The sequence below is a fragment of the Stenotrophomonas sp. STEN035 genome (assembly GCF_056759935.1).
Genome location: NZ_JBRRDY010000025.1, coordinates 53,282 through 71,737 on the forward strand (window position 1 = coordinate 53,282; position 18,456 = coordinate 71,737).

An 18,456-nucleotide genomic window follows, 5' to 3' on the forward strand; every position below is an offset into this window, starting at 1 on the left:
TCTATCTATACGACGATTCACCAAGGCCAAAGTTGCAGTGGCTGCGGTGATCATCCTCCATCACCGTGCTCAAGTTGGACCCAGACGGTCGCGACAGTGCCGCAGCGCCTGCGCCAGGTATTTGGCCACCATGCTCTCGGATACGCCAAGGCGGCGCGCGATCAGTGCGTGCGACAGGCCGTCGACGCGGAACAGCAGCAAGGCCATGCGCGCATTGGGCGGCAGCTCGCGCAACGCAGCATCGAGCTGTCGCAGGTGGTCCTGGGCAATGGCATTGCGCTCCGGGTTGGCGACCGGGTCGGCCTGCTGCGGATCGGGCTCGCCGCTGCCACTTGCGCGCTGCTCGCGGCGAGCAACGTCGATGGCGAGGTTGCCGGCGACCCGGAAAATGAAAGCGCGCTGGTCCCGGATCTGCTCCTGTTGCTGGCGACTGTCGGTCTCGAGCAGGCGCAGATAGGTTTCCTGCATGACCTCTTCGGCACGGCTGCTGTCGCCAGTACGCCGCCGCAGGTGCCGCTTCAACTCGCTGTACAGGCCGAGGAAGGCATCGATCAGGCGCGAGCTGGGCGCAGTCATCAGTGCTGGCAGCCGATGGCGACGTGCAGCTGTGACATGCAGGCAGGCGCGGTGTGGGGCAGGGCAGGCGCATGGCGCTGCTGCTTCTGCCAGCATGGCCAAGAACTCGACAGCAGCGGCATGGGGATCTCTCCACGGCGCTGAGCGCCGGCACGGGGTGGTCGGCTGGCCGCTATGCTTGCTGACCGGCACATCTTACTTTCAATGGGAGTGGCGTGTCAGTCACGCGCTTGATCGGGCACTGTTCCAAACAGCACCTGCAGCAGCTGAAGCCAGGGCCGCGGCTATCCCGCCGTCGCGGGAATTGCGGCGTCAAGCAAGGCCACGGCCAGCGCCAGGTTGCATGGCAGGGCGCTGCCGCGAACACGTGCTGCAGCGTTCAACCGGTCCAGGCCACAGCGGTGTCCTTCCACCGGCTTCTTCTGGCGCGCAAGGCCCGACCCACGCGCGATTCGGTCCTGCGCTCAAGCACGCAGTCGATGTAGTCCGCGGCCAGCAGCAGGCCATCGATATCGGCGTTGCAGTGGATCCCCAGCTCGGAGAACAGATAGACCAGATCTTCGGTGGCAAGACTGCCCGCCGCACCCGGCGCATGGCTGTCACCGCCAAGCCCGGAGATGGCGCCGTCGAACGCACGCACGCCGTGCTCCAAAGCTTCGATGACATTGGCGATGGCCAGGCCGAAGGTGTCATGGAAATGCGCGGCCAAACGGTGCATGGGCACTTCGGTGGCGCAGGCACGTAGCAGCACACCAACCGACGCCGGGGTGCCGCTGCCGGTGGTATCACATAGGCTGACCTCGCGGCAGCCCATATCGTAGAACGCGCGGACAATGCGGGTAACCTCCGCAATCGTCACCGCTCCACTGAATGGGCAATGGATGATCGTGGCCAGCGTGGCACGTACCTGGATGCCCAGGGCCAGGGCGCGCTCGGTGATTTCGTCGGCACGGCGCAGGCTCTCGGTGATGTTGCAGTTGAGGTTGGCCCGGCAATAAGCATCCGATGCGGCCGACGCAATGGTGATGTCGCGGCAGCCGTTGGCGATTGCCATCTCCAAGCCCTTCATGTCGGGGACCATCACCGAGCGGATTCGATTGAGCGGCGGCGGCCCCAGCAGTGCGCATACCGCCGCGGTGTCGGCCATCTGCGGCACCCAGCGCGGTGAGGTGAACGAGCCCAGCTCAAGTTCCTTGATTCCGGCCGATTCCAACAGTTCGATCAGGTTGGCACGGACGATGGCTGGAAGTACTTTGGCCTGGCTTTCAAGGCCTCTACGCGCGCCAACCTCGATGATGCGGACACGATCTTCCTGCGGTTCATCCTGGCTGTCCATCAGCGCCCCCGCAGCTTGTCGAGCCGAGCCATCGCGAGATCAACGCGGACGACCCGCGCCGATAGCAGGGCTTTGACCACGTGAACGATCTCACCATCGCTGGCGCCGGCCAGCAATGCCAGATCGCAGACGTGTTGGCCGGTGTCGCTGCGATCTCCACGTGCGGCCACATCTCGCGTGTCGTGTGCGGCTTCGCTTCAATATCCTTGCAGCCACCGCCACCCGAAACGGGTGCCGGAGTCATCGTGTTGTCTAGCCCGATGCGCTGGTTGCATAGCTGCAGTACTTGCATGCGAGCGCCGTGAACATTGCCGATCGCACTGAGCTGGATGCAGGCATGGAGCAGCGGGCCCGCGCCAAGCACACGAAATCCACCAGTGCGTCGCGTTGGCTTGCGCGGAATGTGCGCTATCGCTGACGTTGGATCAGATGACGCTGCGTGTTCTGCATGTGCAAGAGTTGCGTTCAACGTTGATTGTCCTGGTCGATCTGCTTGTGTCGAGCATTGCTCAATCACCAGGACACAATGTGCTCCGAAGAGTGCGGGCGAAAGGTACAGTTTTTCCGTACAGAGAAAGTGCAGAAGCGTATCTGCGAGTTCATATCGAAATGTCTATTTATGCTCTTTACAGGGTGTGTTGGCGCGTAGATACAGTGAGCGCCCGAAGAAATTTGTTTGGATTTTTATGCGCTCTGAACCACGGAAGATTTCACTAGCGGAAAAAGTTGCCATGGACATCGGTCGTCAGATCCTGGCCGGTGTGCTGAAGCCTGGAGACAAGCTGCCGTCGTTGCGCGAGTACGCACGATTGAATGGCTACTCGAAGAATACGGTTATCTCGGCGTTTGACTTGTTGGGCGAGCGAGCGCTGGTTGAGGCACAGCACGGCAAGGGTTTTTTTGTACGTGGCGTCGAGGCGCCGCCGGAACGGGACGTCGATGAGGAGCCGGTTGGCTACAGCAGGGTTATCGATACCTTGTGGATGATGCGTCAGCAGGCCATTCGTGAGCCGGGGCGATCACATCTTGCCGAAGGCTTCCCGCCTGTTGATTGGTTGACCTATATGCGACTTGATCGCTTTCATCGGCAGGTTGCACGCAGCGGCATCGGCAGCTTGTTTCGCTACGGCAATCGCTACGGCTACTTGCCATTGCGGCAGCAGTTGATCCGGCGCATGGCCATGCATGGCATGGAGCTGGGACCGCGACAGCTGGTAACCACCTTTGGCGCCAACCATGCGCTGGACCTGATCATCCGGCGCTACGTCGCGCCAGGCGATACGGTGTTGGTGGAGCAGCCCGGCTACTATCCGTTGTTCGGCAAGCTGCAGCTGCAGGGCGCAAAATCGATTGCAATCACACGCCGTGTAGATGGCCCTGATCTGGCTGAGCTGGAGGCGGCGTTGCAGACCAGCAAGGCGCGCGTTTTCTTCATGCAGACAACCGCGCACAACCCGACCGGCACCGATGTCTCGCCGGAAGTCGGCAAGCGCTTGCTGGAGTTGGCGGCGGCGCACAATGTGCTGATTGTCGAGAACGACGCAATGGCCGACTTCAAACCGAACTCGGCATTTCGCCTGTCCTCGTTGTCGCAGTTCAGGAACACGCTGTATGTCGGCAGCTTTTCGAAATCGGTTTCGGCGGCATTGCGCAGCGGCTTCATCGCTGGGGAGAACGCACACATTGAAGAACTGGCTGATCTGAAAATGCTGTTGCACATCGGCAGCAGCGAGTACGGCGAGCGCGTGCTTGAGGCGATCCTGCGCGAAGGCAACTTCCTGCGCCATGTCGGGCGATTGCAGGATCGGGTGCGCGCCGCTACTGCGGAAGGGTTGGATGTGCTGAATCGGCTGGATGCAACCGTCTATGCGACGCCGGAACAGAGCCTGTATCTATGGGCACGTTTTGATGGCATCGACGATACGCGTTCGCTGACCGCGCGCTTGTTGTCACGCGGTGTTGTGCTGGCGCCAGGTGCGTTCTTCAATGTCGACTCGGAGCAGGTCTCGCCGTGGACGCGCTTGAACGTTGCCTATTTGAACGACAGCGTTTTCATCGACAGTCTCCGCGAGGAACTGGATCAGGCCGCAGCGTTGGCCTGATGATGGCAGGGTGAGCGGGGAGCTGCCGCCAACGGAGTCCCCTGGCACGGTGAGGCATGCCGAAAGCTCAGCGCCAGTCGGAAAGCGAAAGCTTCAACTCGGCGTTGAAGCCTTTGGCTGACCGCAGCGGTATTGCGAAGATGTTCGGTGCCTGTTGGTTGATGCCGATGGCCTTGGTGCGGGCGGTGTCCAGCTCGGCCTCATTCTTCGGCCCGCCTGCCCATTGGTCGTCGCCCCAGACATAGCGCAGGCGCCAGCCGCCTGCGCCGTCGGGTTTGGCGAAGATCACCAGCGTGTTGCGGAACAGGTACTCGCCGGGGATGTGGTTCTTCAGGAACAAGGCACCATCCACCTGGTAGCCGGCATTGCTGATCGCCAGATCAATGGAGAACGCGATCTCGCTGCCGGCCAGGATCTTGCTGCTGTCCAGGAATACCGAGAACAGTACGGTTGAACGTTTGTCCTTCAGCAGATTGCCCTGCGCATCGAAGATGTCGCCGTACTCACGGCGGATGGCGCATTGGTTGGCCTGGGTGCGCGAGGTCAGTTCATAGGTGTAAGCACCGCGTGGAGCAACGGTGGCCTCGACGTAGTACGAGGACTCGATCTTCTTGCCACGCTTGCGCGCAGCTTCGATCTCCGGTGGGAAAGGCAGGGCGGTGATGTCGAGCTGGGCGGTGGCGCAGGTGTCGCCGAACAGGAAGCGCACCAGGTTCTGGTAGCCCTCCTCGGAATTGACGATGCCGAAGTAGCCGCTATGACTGCGGTTGACGAATGCGCGCGGCGAGCCCTCGACGTAGGCGTTGGCGATGCGAACCAGCCCATCGCTCAAGGCACCGACTGCGAAGGAGGACAGGCCGTGTGCGGCAGCGTAATCGCGTGCGTTGGTACCGATCAGGCAGAACAGCCGTTCGGGCGGAAAGCCGGACGGGCCCAAGGTGTTGACCTTGTCCTTGGGCACCTTCAGGTACTCGCCCATGTTGCTGCGGTTGAAGTTGTTCATGTCGTTGATCGACAGCAGATTCGGCAGGTTGATGCCGCCGACCTCGATGCCGTTGTGCGGCGTTGCATAGGTGAAGGCCTTGTCCACCATTGCCCGAACTTCGGCGCTGGCCACATCGGGGTTCTGCAGCAGGCAGCGGCAGATCAGCCCGCCCATCGAATGGGCGACCAGATAGACGCGGAACTCCTTGCGCATGGCGGCGTTGTTGCCGCAGATGCTGTCGCGCAGTTGTTCGATGCGCTTGCCCAGTGCGGCGGCGGCATCGGGGATCGACGGCGTCTTGCCATCGCCAAAGGCGGGGTCTGCCGGATCGTAATAGCGATGGATGACGACGCAGCGTGGTGAGATGCGGTCACGACGCTCGGCACCAAATTCGTAGACGTCGCGGTAGTTGTAGTCCTTCATCAAGCGCACCAGCGGCGACTCGAACACGTACTTGACGATGCTGCCGTCCTGTGCCTGGCGCATCTTGGTGGAGCCGGCCTCGAAACCCATGAACGGCGTGGAGGTGGTTTCGACGATCTCATCGCGGGTCATCGCGTAGCCGCGCACATAGATGATCGGGAAGTAAGGGCGTTCGATACGTTCCATGGCCGGTCTCAGCAGGGGCTGCGGGCGATGGTGAACGGATTTTTGGGATTTGTCCTGAATTTGCGGCCGACTGGCCTTTCTGGCGCGCTGTGCAGGCAGGGCGGGGGGGCCTTGAGTTGGGGCCAGCATGCCGCGCAGCGGTGACCGCCGCCGATCACAGTCGTCGGGCAGACGCTACGGCGAAGCGGCTGAGTGATGCACACAGGTATCACACGCGATGCGGTGCCGCGTGGCGAATACCGTTCTCAACAGGTGCGTACCGGTCGTGCTTTGGCTGCATGAGCCAGCCACGGACTCTGGTTTCTACGGTGCTGCTGACCGCCAACTGCTCCGTGCCTCTCACGGACACCGGTCTCTTACGTTGAAGACGCATCATTGCCGGTTGTCGAGGATGTGCCCGCAGCTCCAGCGGGCCGGGAAAGCGCGATTTCTCTAAATTTTTTCCTGGGTGCTGCCGTTATCCAACGCGGGAGATTCCGTGGCGGCCTGCTGACGGATCAGCTTGGGTAATAAAAGTAAATTTTTAGTTAATCATCTTGAGTTTCAATCACCGCCACAGGGGCTTGTTGTGAACCATATCTATAGATCCATCTGGAATCCTGCGTTGGGCACCTTTGTGGCGGCACCGGAGATTGCCCGGACCGGCAAGAGCTCTGCGAGGAAAAGAAGGCTGGCACTTTCCGCCGCCGCGCAGGCGGTGGATCTGAACAACAGGCTCGGGCGGATACGCCAGCTTTCAGCAGCTACCGCGCTGTTCTGCCTGGCAGGTGTCAGTCCTGCGGCATGGGCTGACTGTTCAACGGTTGGCTCGGTTGTCACCTGTATCGGCGTGCCCGCGTCGGAGTCGGCTCCCAACTCTTTCACCAGCGGTTCCGACGACCTGACGGTCAACGTCAACACCGGGGCGGAGATGAACGTCGCGGAAGGAGGCAAGGTCATTGATCTGACCGGAACCAACATCGAGTTGAACAACTCCGGCGTCATTGACCCGTCGTTGTTCGGCAAGCTCTCTGCGCTGAGCGGTGGCGTTTCCATCGGCAGCGGTAATTCCGGCACGGTCAACGTGCTCAACAACGTTGACGGCGTCATGCGCGGCACGGGCGAAACGTTGGCGCCCAACCTGGGCAGCATCAATGGCTTGGCGCTTGCTGTGAACAACAGCGACGGTGGTACCACCACCATCACCAATGCCGGCAGCATAACCTCAAAACCGCTGTTGACCGCCAACGTGATGGATGCCGACACGGCCGTGGTCGGAGTCTGGGGTGGCTCGCAGGTCAACATGACCAACGCAGGGACGATCGTCGGCAGAGTCGCGTTCGAAGCCTCGGCGTCGGGCAACAGCTTCACCAACAGTGGCACCATCGTTGGCAGCGTGTCGTTGGGCGCAGGTAGCACCAACACCTTCACCGCGGTGACTGGATCGATCATCGGCACCGATGGCGCAACGGGCGCCGAGCTCAGCGGGCCGGCCGGCGTCAACCTGAGCTTTGCCGCCACCGGTACGGTCGATGGCGGTCTCGGCGGTAACAACAGCCTGATCCTGCAGAACACGACCGGTGTCGGCGGCGGTGGTTTTGGAACCGGCACGGCGTCCAGTTCCACCTACGTCAACTTCAACAACCTGACCATCAACAGTGGCGCCTGGACCTTGCAGGGGCCGTTGGTCAGCGGCTCCACCACGCTCAATGGCGGCATCGCCCATTTCGACAACAACGCCACCTTCGGCAGCGGAATGATCACCTCCAACGGCGGCACCCTGCAGGCCAGCAGCGGCGGTTTGAGCATCAGCAACCTGCTCTCGCTCGGCAGCGGTGGCGTTGTGGTGCAAGGTGCCAATGCACTCACCTTGAGCGGGAGCATTTCCGGCAGCGGCAGCCTGAGCAAGAACGGTAGCGGCAGCTTGACCCTGACCGGCAACAACACCAACCGCGGGGTTACCGCGCTCAACGGCGGCAGCCTGTTCGTCGGCAGCAACACCGCCCTCGGCACGGGTGCGCTGAATACCGCGGCCGGCACCACGTTGGACGCCACCACGGCCGTTGCGCTGGGCAACGCGATCAACCTGGCGGCGAACCTGACCCTCGGCGGCACCCATGCGCTGAGCCTCAACGGTATGATCAGCGGCGCAGGCGGACTGATCAAGGACGGCACCGCTGCACTGACCCTCGCTGGCAACAACGGCTTCCTGGGCAACACCGGGCTGAACGCTGGTACGTTGATCGTGGCCGCCAACAACGCGCTCGGCATCGGTGTCCTCAACGCCGCTGCTGGCACGACACTGGATTCCAGCACGGCGGTCAGCCTTGGCAACGACGTTTCGCTGGCTGGCAACCTGAATATCGGCGGTACCGCCAACCTGACCCTCGGTGGCCTAGTCAGTGGCAACGGCGGGTTGACCAAGAACGGTACCGCCAACCTGATCCTCAACGGCGCCAACATCTTCCTCGCTGGCACCACCCTCAACGCCGGTACGTTGACCGTTCGCAATGCATCCGCGCTCGGTATTGGTGATCTGAAGGTTGCAGGCCTGTCGACCCTGGACAGCAGTGCCTCGACCGCGCTGGCCAACAAGGTCGTACTCAACGACACCTTGCGCATCGGCGGCAGCAACGCGCTGACCCTCGACGGCGAGGTCAGCGGCACCAATCAACTGGTGAAAAACGGCACCGCCAACCTGACCCTCAATGGCTTCAACACCTATCAGGGCGGCACCACGCTGAATGCCGGCTCGATTAGCGTGGGCAATGGCTTCGCGCTGGGCACCGGCGGGTTGACCGTGACAGGGGTGGCTACCCTCAACAGCGGCGCTGCGGTGACGCTGAACAACGCGATCTACCTCGGCGCCAACCTCACCGCAGGCGGTACCAATGCGCTGACCCTCGGCGGGGTGATCAGCGGTGGTAGTGCCCTGATCAAGACCGGCGCGTCGAGCCTGACCCTCAACGGCAACAACACTTACAGCGGCAGCACCTTGCTGAACGGCGGTACATTGATCGTCGGCAGCAACACGGCATTGGGCACCGGTGCGGTGAACACCGCCAGCGGTACCACGCTGGATGCGGGCACGGCGGTGTCGCTGACCAACAACTTCAACCTCGCTGGCAACCTGATGCTGGGTGGCAGCAATGCATTGACCCTTGGCGGATTCGTCGCCGGTGGCGGTGGGCTGGTCAAGAATGGCGCCGCTGACCTGACCCTCAACCGCGCCAACACCTATTCCGGCAACACTTGGTTGAATGCCGGCAAACTGATCCTCGGCAGCAACACGGCGCTTGGCGGCGGCATGCTCTACGCGGCGGCCAATACCACGCTGGACAGCAACACCGCCATCAGCGTCGGCAACGCGGTGAACGTGGCCGGTGCGCTGAACATCGGCGGCACCGCCGATCTGACCCTGGCCGGACTGGTCAACGGCGCCGGCAGTCTGGTGAAAAACGGCGCGGCCAATCTGAACCTCAACGGCACCAACAGCTACGTCGGTGGCACTACGCTGATCGCCGGTACGGTGACCGCCGGCAATAGCTCGGCCCTCGGCACCGGTGCCTTGACGGTCGGTGGCGCAGCAACCCTGGACAGCAGTTCGCCGCTGGTCAGTCTGGCCAATGCGGTCGTGCTCAATGCGGCGCTGAGCGTCGGTGGCACCCAGGACCTGACCCTCGGCGGTGTGATCAGTGGTGCCGGCCAGTTGATCAAGAACGGCGCGGCCAACCTGACCGTCAACGGCGCCAACACCTTCAGCGGCGGCAGCATGCTCAACGCCGGTACGCTGACACTGGGCTCGGCCGCTGCGTTGGGCAGTGGCGGCCTGACCGTCGGCGGCGCTTCGACGCTGGACACCAGCACCGGCATGAGTGTCGGCAACAACATCACTCTCAACGCCGGCCTGACCCTGGCCGGCAACAACACCCTGAACCTCAGCGGCGTGATTGATGGCGCCGGCAGCCTGACCAAGGTGGGCTTTGGTGATCTGACGCTCAGCGGCAACAACACCTTCACCGGCGCGCTGAACATCGCCTCCGGCAGTGTCACCACCGTGAGCAGCGGGGCGCTGGGCAACACCTCCGCCGCCAACATCAGCGCCGGTGCGAGTCTCTATCTCAACAGCAGCGCCAGCCTCAACGGGCTGAGCGGCAGCGGCAGTGTGCAGGTCGCCGGCGGCAACACGCTAGCCATGGGCGGCGTGAACAACACCAGCACTTTCGACGGCGACTTCGGTGGCAGCGGTGGCCTGACCAAGGTCGGTACCGGGACGCTGAATCTCACCGGCGCCAACGGCATCACCGGCAACACCATCGTCAACGCCGGTACGCTGAATCTCACCGGTTCGCTGGCCAGCAACCAGCTCAACGTCAACAACGGTGCCACGCTCACGGGTACCGGTTCGGCGCTTGGCTTCGTCACCATCAACAACGGCGGTCATCTGGCGTTGTCCTCGGGCAATACCTTCTCCGCCTCGTCGCTGATTCTCACCGCCAACAGCAATATCGACGCCAGCCTGGCCACGCCATCGACCAGCTCGCTGATGAACATCGGCGGCAACCTGACCCTCGACGGTAATCTCAACGTCACCGATGCCGGCGGTTTCGGTGTCGGTGTCTACCGCCTGTTCAATTACATCGGCGCACTGACCGACAACGGCCTGACCGTAGCGGGTGTGCCGGTGGGTTACGGCCTCGGCGACATCCTCGTGCAGACCCTGGGTAGTCAGGTGAATCTGGTGGTGTCGGCGCCGGACACCAACCTGCGTTTCTGGGACGGCAGCCAGACCATCCCGAACGGCAATGTGGACGGCGGCACTGGTACCTGGAATGCCGGCGGCACCAATTGGACCAATTCCAACGGTACGCATAACCAGACCTGGGCCGGCGACTTCGCGGTGTTCCAGGGCACAGCCGGAACCGTTTCGGTCAACGGCGCGCAACTGTTCACCGGCATGCAATTCCTCACCGATGGCTACAACGTAGTGAACGGCTCGTCGGGGCTACTGACTGCCGCCAACGGCAGCGGTGGCACAACAGCGATGCGGGTTGATCCGAGCGTGACCGCGACCATCGGCGCCAGCATCAACGGTGGTGGCATCCTCAACAAGCTCGACGCCGGCACCCTGGTACTCAACGGCGCCAACAGCTACAGCGGTGGCACGCAACTGGACGGCGGCACGCTGGTGGTCGGCAGCAACACCGCACTGGGCACTGGCGCGTTGACCGCCAACGCCGGCACGAAACTGGACAGCAACACTGCGGTGACGCTGGCCAATGCCGCCATGCTGAATGGCAATCTCACCGTGTTGGGCAGCAATGCGCTGACACTCAACGGTGTCATTTCCGGCAACGGCGGCTTGATCAAGAACGGTTCGGCCAGCCTGACCCTCGGCGGCAACAACGGCTTCCTCGGGCCGGTGGCACTGAATGCGGGGGGATTGATCCTGGCGTCGAACAGCGCACTGGGCTCGGCCACCTTGAACGTGGCCAGCGGCACCAGCCTGGATGCCAGCGGCGCCTTTACGGCGGGTAACGCGATCAACCTGGCGGGCAACCTTGGTATCGTCGGCAGCAACGATCTGACGCTCAGTGGAGCTATCAACGGCGCCGGCAGCCTGACCAAGAACGGTGCGGCCAATCTGATCCTGTCCGGGGCCAACAACTTCCTCGGTGGCATCACCCTCAATGCCGGCGCCCTGACCGCCGGCAGCAACGGCGCCTTGGGCCTGGGCAACCTGACCGTGGCTGGTGCCTCGGCGCTGGACAGCAACAGCTCGCTGTCGTTCGGCAACAACGTGGCGCTCAACGCCAACCTGAGCAACACCGGCAGCAACGATCTCACCCTCGGTGGTGTGGTAAGCGGCACTGGTGGGCTGATAAAAAACGGCGCATCGAACTTGGCGCTCAACGGCATCAATACGTATTCGGGCGGCACCACGCTGAACGCCGGCACCGTAACCCTCGGCACCTCGGCGGGCCTGGGCTCCGGCGCGGTGACCGTGGCGGGTGCGTCGACCCTCGACACCACGGCGCCGCTGCTGCTGGCCAACAACGTCAACGTCAATGCCAACCTGAGCGTAGCCGGCAACAACAACCTGACCCTGGGTGGCGTGATTGCCGGCGCGGGCACCCTGACCAAGAACGGTCTGGCCGATCTGACGCTGTCCGGCAACAACACCTTCAGCGGCACCTTTGATGTGCAGTCCGGCAGCCTGACCACGCTGGGCAACTCGGCGCTGGGCAGCAACGCCGGGGTCAATCTCGGCGCTGCGGCGACCCTCAACCTCGACGGCTCCGGCAACCTCGCCAGTCTGACCGGCAGCGGTACCGCACTGATCGGCACTGGCAATGCGCTGAGCCTGGGGGGCAACAACGTCAGCAGTACGTTTGCTGGCATGCTCAGCGGTGACGGCGGGCTGACCAAACTCGGTAGCGGCACGTTGACCTTGAGCGGCACCAGCGACCTGACCGGCGACACCAACGTCAACGCCGGCACCCTGCAGGTCAACGGTTCGCTGGCCAGCGGCAATGTGCTGGTCAACAACGGCGCCACCCTCGGTGGCAGCGGCAGCTTGACGGGCGCAGTGGCGGTGGCTGATGGCGGTCATCTGGCTGGCGTCACCGGCAGTACGTTGTCGGTGAATTCGCTGGTGTTCAACGCCAACGCCAACTTCGATGTCGGACTCGGCACACCGGTCGCGGGCGGCGGCAGCGCGTTGGTCAACGTCGCCGGCAACCTGACCCTCGACGGCACGCTCAACGTCAGTGACATCGGCGGCTTCGGCAGCGGTGTCTACCGTCTGATCGATTACACCGGCGGCCTGACCAATAACGGGATGCTGATTGGCAGTGTTCCGGGCAACGTCACGTCGGGCGACCTGCAACTGCAGACCAATATCACCAACAAGATCAACCTGCTGGTCACCGCGCCGGGCGTCACCGTGCAGTTCTGGGACGGCAACCAACTCGTCCCCAATGGTTCGGTGGATGGCGGCGGCGGCATCTGGGGCACCGGTACCACCAACTGGACTGACGTTGACGGCACCACCAACCAGGCCTGGGCCAACAGCTTCGCGGTATTCCAGGGAGCGGCCGGTACGGTTGCCGTCAATGGTACGCAGAACACCACTGGTCTACAGTTCGTCAGCGATGGTTACAGCTTGCAGAACGGCACATCGGGTGTGTTGAACCTAGTCAACGGCACGCTGGGCAACGCCGCGGTGCGGGTCGATCCGAACGCTACTGCGACCCTCGGTGTGGCGCTCAACGGCAGTGGCACGCTGGGCAAGTACGACACCGGTACGTTGGTGCTCAATGCCGCCAACGGCTATACCGGCGGCACCGCGCTCAACGGCGGCACGCTCGTGGTTGGCAATAACGCGGCGCTGGGTTCCGGCACGCTGACCGCAGCAGCTGGCACCACGCTGGACGCCAATACCACCGTCAGTCTCGCCAACAGCGTAGTGCTCAACGGCGGCTTGAATATCGCTGGCTCCAATGCGCTGAGCCTTGACGGTGAGGTGAGTGGCGCCGGTGGTTTGATCAAAGCCGGCGCGTCCAGCTTGGCGCTCAATGGAAGCAATACCTATCGCGGCGGCACCGCACTCAACGGCGGCACGCTTGTGGTCGGTAACAGTGCGGCCCTTGGCTCCGGCACACTGGCAGTGAACGCTGCCGCTACGCTGGACTCGAGCCAAGCGATTGCGCTGGCCAACCAGGTGCTGCTCAATGCCGCGCTTACCGTGGCAGGGAGCAATGACCTGACGCTGGACGGCAACATCGCCGGCTCCGGTAGCTTGAGCAAGGATGGGAGCAGCGCGTTGACGTTGAACGGTAGCAACTCCTATACCGGTGGCACCACGGTCAATGCGGGCGTGCTGGCCTTGGGTGCCGGTGCAAGCCTGGCAAGCAATGGCACCGTCAATTTGGCGAGCGGAGCGACCTTTGACTTGTCCGCCGGCAACGGTTTGCAGGTTTTCGGCAATCTTGTTGGGAATGGCACCGTGGTGCTGGGGGCGAATTCGCTCGCCGTGGGTGGTTCTGCAGACGGCGTTTTCGGCGGCTCGATGGCTGGCACCGGCGGCTTCATCAAACAGGGCTCAGGTACGGAAACACTGACCGGCACCAATACCTATACCGGTCTGACTCAGGTGCTGGCAGGCACGCTGCAGGCGGGCTCGGTGGGGGCTTTGGTGCAGAACGGCGGTTACCAGGTGCAAACGGGTGCCACCCTGGATTTGAATGGCTATGCCTTGCAGGCCAGCAGCCTGAGTGGCGCCGGTGTTGTTGCTTTGGGCGCTGCGGATTTGACAGTCAATACGGCAGCAGGCGCGGTTTCCAGCTTCGCCGGCCAAGTTCAAGGTACCGGCAACCTGATCAAACAAGGTGCCGGCACCTTGGTACTCGATGGCGCAAGCACCTTCAGTGGGGATGTGGAGCTCAAACAAGGCCGCATTGATCTGGGCAACGCCAATGGCCTGGGTCGCGGCACGCTGCTGATGGACGACAACACCGCGATTGGCCTGACCGCCAACGGCATGCGGATTGCCAACGACCTGCACATGACGGGCAGCAACGATCCCATCATCGACACGGGCGCCAATACTGCGACCTGGACGGGAGCCATTACCGGGGCCGGCTTCCTGACCAAACAAGGCGCGGGCACCTTGACCCTGACCAGCACCGGCAACGCCTATACCGGTGCTACCGATGTGGCGCAGGGTACGTTGCAGGCTGGCGCGGTCAACAGTTTCAGCAGCACCTCCGCGCATAGCGTTGCCAGTGGCGCCGTGCTGGATCTGGCGGGCTACAGCCAGACCTTGGCAAGCGTGAGCAACAGTGGCACCGTCAAGCTGAGCAGCAACAACGGCGCAGCCCCGGGCACCGTGCTCAAGGTCACCGGTGCCTATGTAGGCAACAACGGCAAACTGGGTCTGTCCACCGTGCTGGGCGCCGACGGCAGTGCCACCGACAAGCTGCTCTTCAGCGGCGCCTCGGCGGTGGCCAGCGGCAACACCACCGTGCACATCACCAATGCAGGTGGTTTGGGTGCGCAGACGACGGTCAGCGGTATCCAGGTCATCGGCACGGAAAACGGCGCCAGCCTGCAGTCCGGCAGCTTCACCCTGGCCGGCGGCCATATCGATGCCGGTGCCTTTGAGTACCGCTTGACCCAGACCGCCCAGGGTGCCTCCCTGCATTCCACCAATACGCAGGTTGATCCGACAACACCGACAACGGCCTACCGCTCGGAGGTGCCGCTGTTGTCGGCGCTGCCAGCACAGCTGCGCCAGGCGGACATCGCGATGCTCGGCGATCTGCGCAAGCGTATGGGTGATGATGGCGCAGGGCCGGCCAGCAGCTCCGACGCGGGTGGCGACCGGCATGTCTGGGGCCGCTTCCTGCGCACCGACCCGAAGATCAGCCAGCAAGGCACGGTCAGCCCGGAGAGCAGCGGTTATCTGACCGGCTTCCAGGCGGGCGTTGATCTGTATGCCGACAATGGTTTGAATGCCGGCCTTTACCTGGGGCAGCTCGCCGGCGACATGCGCGTCAACGGCTTCGCCAGTGGCGTGCAGCGCAACCACGTAGGCCTCAACGATCTGACCAGCCGCTACCTGGGCATGTATGGCGGCTGGCAGGACACCTCCGGCCGTTATGTCAGTGCGGTGCTGCAGGGCGCTGACTACCGCAGTGATCTGCGTGTCGCAGGCAATGCAACACAGGCGCGTACCAAGGGCAGCGGTTTGCTGGCCTCGCTTGAAATAGGTCAGTCCCTTGCCCTTGGCAGCAACTGGCAGATCGAACCGCAGGCGCAGATCACTTACCGCACGCTGGACATTGATGGCACGGCGCTGAGCCTGGCCACGGTAAAGAACCAAGCCGACAACGACTGGACCCTGCGCCTGGGTGCCCGTTTGAAGGGCAGCTTCGCCACCGCGGCAGGCGTGGTCCAGCCGTATGGACGTATCAACGTCTACAAGGCCAGCGGTACCGATGATGTAGCCAGTTTTGCTGCACCGGCCGGGGTTACCGACATAACTGCCAAGGGCGGCTACACCAGCAGCGAATTGGCGGCTGGTGCCAGCCTGCAGATCAGCCCGCGTACCGGCATCTATGGTGAGCTGGGCAAGCTCTGGGCCAACAGTGGTGATAGCCGTGTCGGCAGCGGCGTCCAGGCCTCGCTTGGTGTACAGGTGCAGTGGTAAGCGCAACCGCGTAGCCGGCAGGTATTGGCGGCTACGCATCCTGAGCAGGGCCCGCGGCGATCACAGCTGCGGGCCTTGCTGTTTGTAAAGGCAGGAGTGGAAAGCGGCGTGTTGGCGTAGGCAGCTGATCGCGGGTGAAGCCCATGATCGTGGGCAGCATTGTGCTGCGAGACTGGGACCTGCAGCTGCGCTGATTTTGTCGACCGGAGTGGTGTGATGCATCAGCAACAAACCGCGTTGTGCTGACAGTTGGTATTGTGTTTCCGGCCGCGTAGCTTCAAAGACCATTGGGCTCATTTCGGTCCAACTGCCGATAGCCTATGGCTTCCGTCAGATGATCACGCTGGATCGCATCGCGCCCAGCAAGATCGGCAATCGTCCGCGCTACCCGAAGAATCCGGTGCATTGACCGCGCTGACAGCTGCAAGCGCTCCATCGCCTGCTCAAGCAGATCACCATCAGCAGCGGACAGCGCGCAGTCGCTCAGCGTCTGCGCCTGCCCAAGATGTGCATTGGCTTTGCCCGCGCGCTGCAGCTGGCGGGCGCGCGCTTGCATCACCCGCTCGCGAACCGTGCTGCTGCTTTCGCCTGCGCAGGCATCGCCACGCAATTCACTCGGTGCCAGACGCGGTACCTGCAGGTGCATATCGATGCGGTCCAGCAGCGGCCCGGAGATGCGTGCGCGATAGCGACGGATGTTTTCGGCCGAACAGCGGCAGCGGCCGCTGCTGTCACCTGCCCATCCGCAGGGGCAGGGGTTCATCGCGGCAACCAACTGGAAGCGCGCAGGGAACTCCATACTGCGTGCTGCCCGCGAGACGGTGACCGTGCCGGATTCCAGCGGTTCGCGCAGAACTTCCAAGGCATGTCGGCTCCACTCGGGTAACTCATCAAGAAACAAAACGCCGTTGTGCGCGAGGGAGATTTCTCCAGGGCGCGGATGCGAGCCGCCGCCAACCAAGGCAACCGCGCTGGCGGTGTGATGCGGGGCACGATATGGGCGTTGTCGCCAGCGACTGGGATCAACGCCGCGACCACTGATCGAGGCGATTGCCGCGGACTCCAACGCCTCCTCTTCGCTCGCCTCGGGCAGGATGCCGGGCAGGCGCGAGGCCAGCAGGGTCTTGCCGCAGCCAGGCGAACCCAGCAGCAGGAGATGATGGCCGCCAGCAGCAGCGATCTCCAGCGCACGTCGCGCATGTTGCTGGCCGCGCACATCACTCAGGTCTGCGAGTGCTGCGGGTTCGGTGTGCGGTACCTGCGCCTCCGGCAGTTGCTTCGTGCCGCTCAGCGCTGCGCAGACTTCCAGCAGCGTGCGTGCGACTTTGACTTCGGCGTGTTGGGCGAGGGCGGCTTCGCCCGCGTTGCCCGGTGGCACGATCAGGCAGCGCTGGACGTTGGCGGCTGAGATTGCGGCGGGCAGTGCGCCATCCACCGCACGCAGTTCACCGGTCAGTGCCAGTTCGCCGATGAACTCGTAGTTGGCCAAGGCATTGCGATCAATCTGGCCGCTTGCGGCGAGAATGCCGAGCGCGATGGGCAGGTCAAAACGGCCGCCTTCCTTGGGCAGATCCGCGGGTGCCAGATTGATGGTGATGCGTCGCGCCGGGTAGTCGAACTGCGCGCAGAGGATGGCTGCGCGCACCCGGTCGCGCGATTCACGCACGGCAGCTTCAGGCAGGCCGACGATCTGGGTGAAGGGCAGGCCGCCGGACAGGTGCACTTCCACCTGCACCAGCGGTGCGTGCACACCCGCGCGGGCGCGGCTGTGCACCAGCGCCAGGCTCACGGCCCGGCGCTCAGGCGTTCTTGTCGGTGGTGCGGTTTTCCAAGGCGGCGACGGCCTGTTCCAGCGCCTCGAGTTTTTCACGGGTGCGCAGCAGTACCGCACGCTGCACTTCAAATTCTTCGCGGGTGACCAGGTCCAGCTTGCTCAGCCCGGCCTGCAGCGCGGTCTTGAAGGTGGCCTGCAGTTCTTCGCGTGATTCACGCAGACCCGGCGGCACCAGGCTGCTCAGGCGGCGGGCCAGGTCGTCGATGTGGTTGAGGTCGATCATGGGGTTTCTCCGCAGGGTTGAGCCGAGCCTAGGCGGCGGCTGTTGGTTGCGGGCATCGGTATCCGTTATTGCCAATGGTAAGGATAGTCCGGAACCTTGCTAGTGGCACGTCAGCCTGCACGGTATGCTGCAGGCATCACTCAAGGAGCCGACCAATGAAGATGATCATGGCCATCGTCAAGCCGTTCAAGCTGGACGACGTGCGCGAGGCGCTTGCCGAACGCGGCGTGGCCGGTATCACCGTCACCGAGGTCAAGGGCTTTGGTCGGCAGAAGGGTCACACCGAGCTGTATCGCGGTGCCGAGTACGTGGTCGATTTTCTGCCGAAGGTGAAGATCGAGGTCGCGGTGACCGATGCGCAGGCCGACGAGGTGATGGAAGCCATCGTCAAAGCGGCCGGCACCGGCAAGATCGGCGACGGCAAGGTGTTCGTGTATGACCTGGGCAGCGTGGTGCGGATCCGCACCGGCGAGCTGGATGGGGATGCGCTTTGAGGTTTGCGGGTTTGAAGCTTTAGAGCTTTAGAGCACCCCTCCCCAGCCCTCCCCTTGGCTGCGCCAAAGGGAGGGAGCCAGGCGCTCTGCTCCCTCCCTTTGGCG

9 protein-coding genes are annotated in these 18,456 nt (G+C 63.2%); 3 read left to right on the top strand and 6 right to left on the bottom strand.

Annotated features, from left to right (window positions below):
• Nucleotides 1-69 precede the first annotated feature (69 nt).
• From ACVOLL_RS14075 to ACVOLL_RS14085, 3 genes are all read right to left on the bottom strand, one after another.
• Nucleotides 70-576, bottom strand: a complete 507-nt coding sequence (locus ACVOLL_RS14075) for an RNA polymerase sigma factor (RefSeq protein ID WP_481513464.1) — start codon at nucleotides 574-576, stop codon at nucleotides 70-72.
• 379 nt (nucleotides 577-955) lie between these two features.
• Entirely contained in the window at nucleotides 956-1,912 is a 957-nt protein-coding gene (locus ACVOLL_RS14080; RefSeq protein ID WP_481513465.1) for a hydroxymethylglutaryl-CoA lyase, read from the bottom strand.
• Nucleotides 1,912-2,082 carry a hypothetical protein gene (locus tag ACVOLL_RS14085; RefSeq protein ID WP_481513466.1) on the bottom strand — a complete coding sequence of 57 codons (171 nt, stop codon included), beginning with the start codon at nucleotides 2,080-2,082 and terminating at the stop codon, nucleotides 1,912-1,914. Before ACVOLL_RS14085 ends, ACVOLL_RS14080 begins: the two co-directional genes overlap by 1 nt.
• Nucleotides 2,083-2,598: 516 nt before the next feature.
• Here ACVOLL_RS14085 and ACVOLL_RS14090 point away from each other — a divergent pair.
• Nucleotides 2,599-4,014 carry an aminotransferase-like domain-containing protein gene (locus ACVOLL_RS14090; RefSeq protein ID WP_481513467.1) on the top strand — a complete coding sequence of 472 codons (1,416 nt, stop codon included), beginning with the start codon at nucleotides 2,599-2,601 and terminating at the stop codon, nucleotides 4,012-4,014.
• Nucleotides 4,015-4,081: 67 nt separating this feature from the next.
• Here ACVOLL_RS14090 and ACVOLL_RS14095 read toward each other — a convergent pair whose 3' ends face one another.
• On the bottom strand, nucleotides 4,082-5,608 hold the full coding sequence (locus ACVOLL_RS14095) for an esterase/lipase family protein (protein ID WP_481513468.1): 1,527 nt from the start codon (nucleotides 5,606-5,608) through the stop codon (nucleotides 4,082-4,084).
• Nucleotides 5,609-6,176: 568 nt separating this feature from the next.
• Between ACVOLL_RS14095 and ACVOLL_RS14100 the strand changes: the two genes are divergently transcribed.
• The gene (locus ACVOLL_RS14100; protein ID WP_481513469.1) at nucleotides 6,177-15,800 is read left to right on the top strand and encodes an autotransporter-associated beta strand repeat-containing protein; all 9,624 of its coding nucleotides are present in this window, start codon (nucleotides 6,177-6,179) and stop codon (nucleotides 15,798-15,800) included.
• A 277-nt stretch (nucleotides 15,801-16,077) separates the two neighbouring features.
• Here ACVOLL_RS14100 and ACVOLL_RS14105 read toward each other — a convergent pair whose 3' ends face one another.
• Together ACVOLL_RS14105 and ubiK are read right to left on the bottom strand one after the other, a co-directional pair.
• The gene (locus tag ACVOLL_RS14105) at nucleotides 16,078-17,589 is read right to left on the bottom strand and encodes a YifB family Mg chelatase-like AAA ATPase (RefSeq protein WP_481513470.1); all 1,512 of its coding nucleotides are present in this window, start codon (nucleotides 17,587-17,589) and stop codon (nucleotides 16,078-16,080) included.
• A 10-nt stretch (nucleotides 17,590-17,599) separates the two neighbouring features.
• Nucleotides 17,600-17,857: a ubiquinone biosynthesis accessory factor UbiK gene (gene ubiK / locus ACVOLL_RS14110; protein WP_481513471.1), complete on the bottom strand. Its 258-nt coding sequence runs from the start codon at nucleotides 17,855-17,857 to the stop codon at nucleotides 17,600-17,602.
• Between the two features lie 155 nt (nucleotides 17,858-18,012).
• Here ubiK and ACVOLL_RS14115 point away from each other — a divergent pair, with 155 nt between their 5' ends.
• Nucleotides 18,013-18,351, top strand: coding sequence for a P-II family nitrogen regulator (locus tag ACVOLL_RS14115; RefSeq protein ID WP_481513472.1), 339 nt, complete (start codon nucleotides 18,013-18,015; stop codon nucleotides 18,349-18,351).
• Nucleotides 18,352-18,456: the final 105 nt, after the last annotated feature.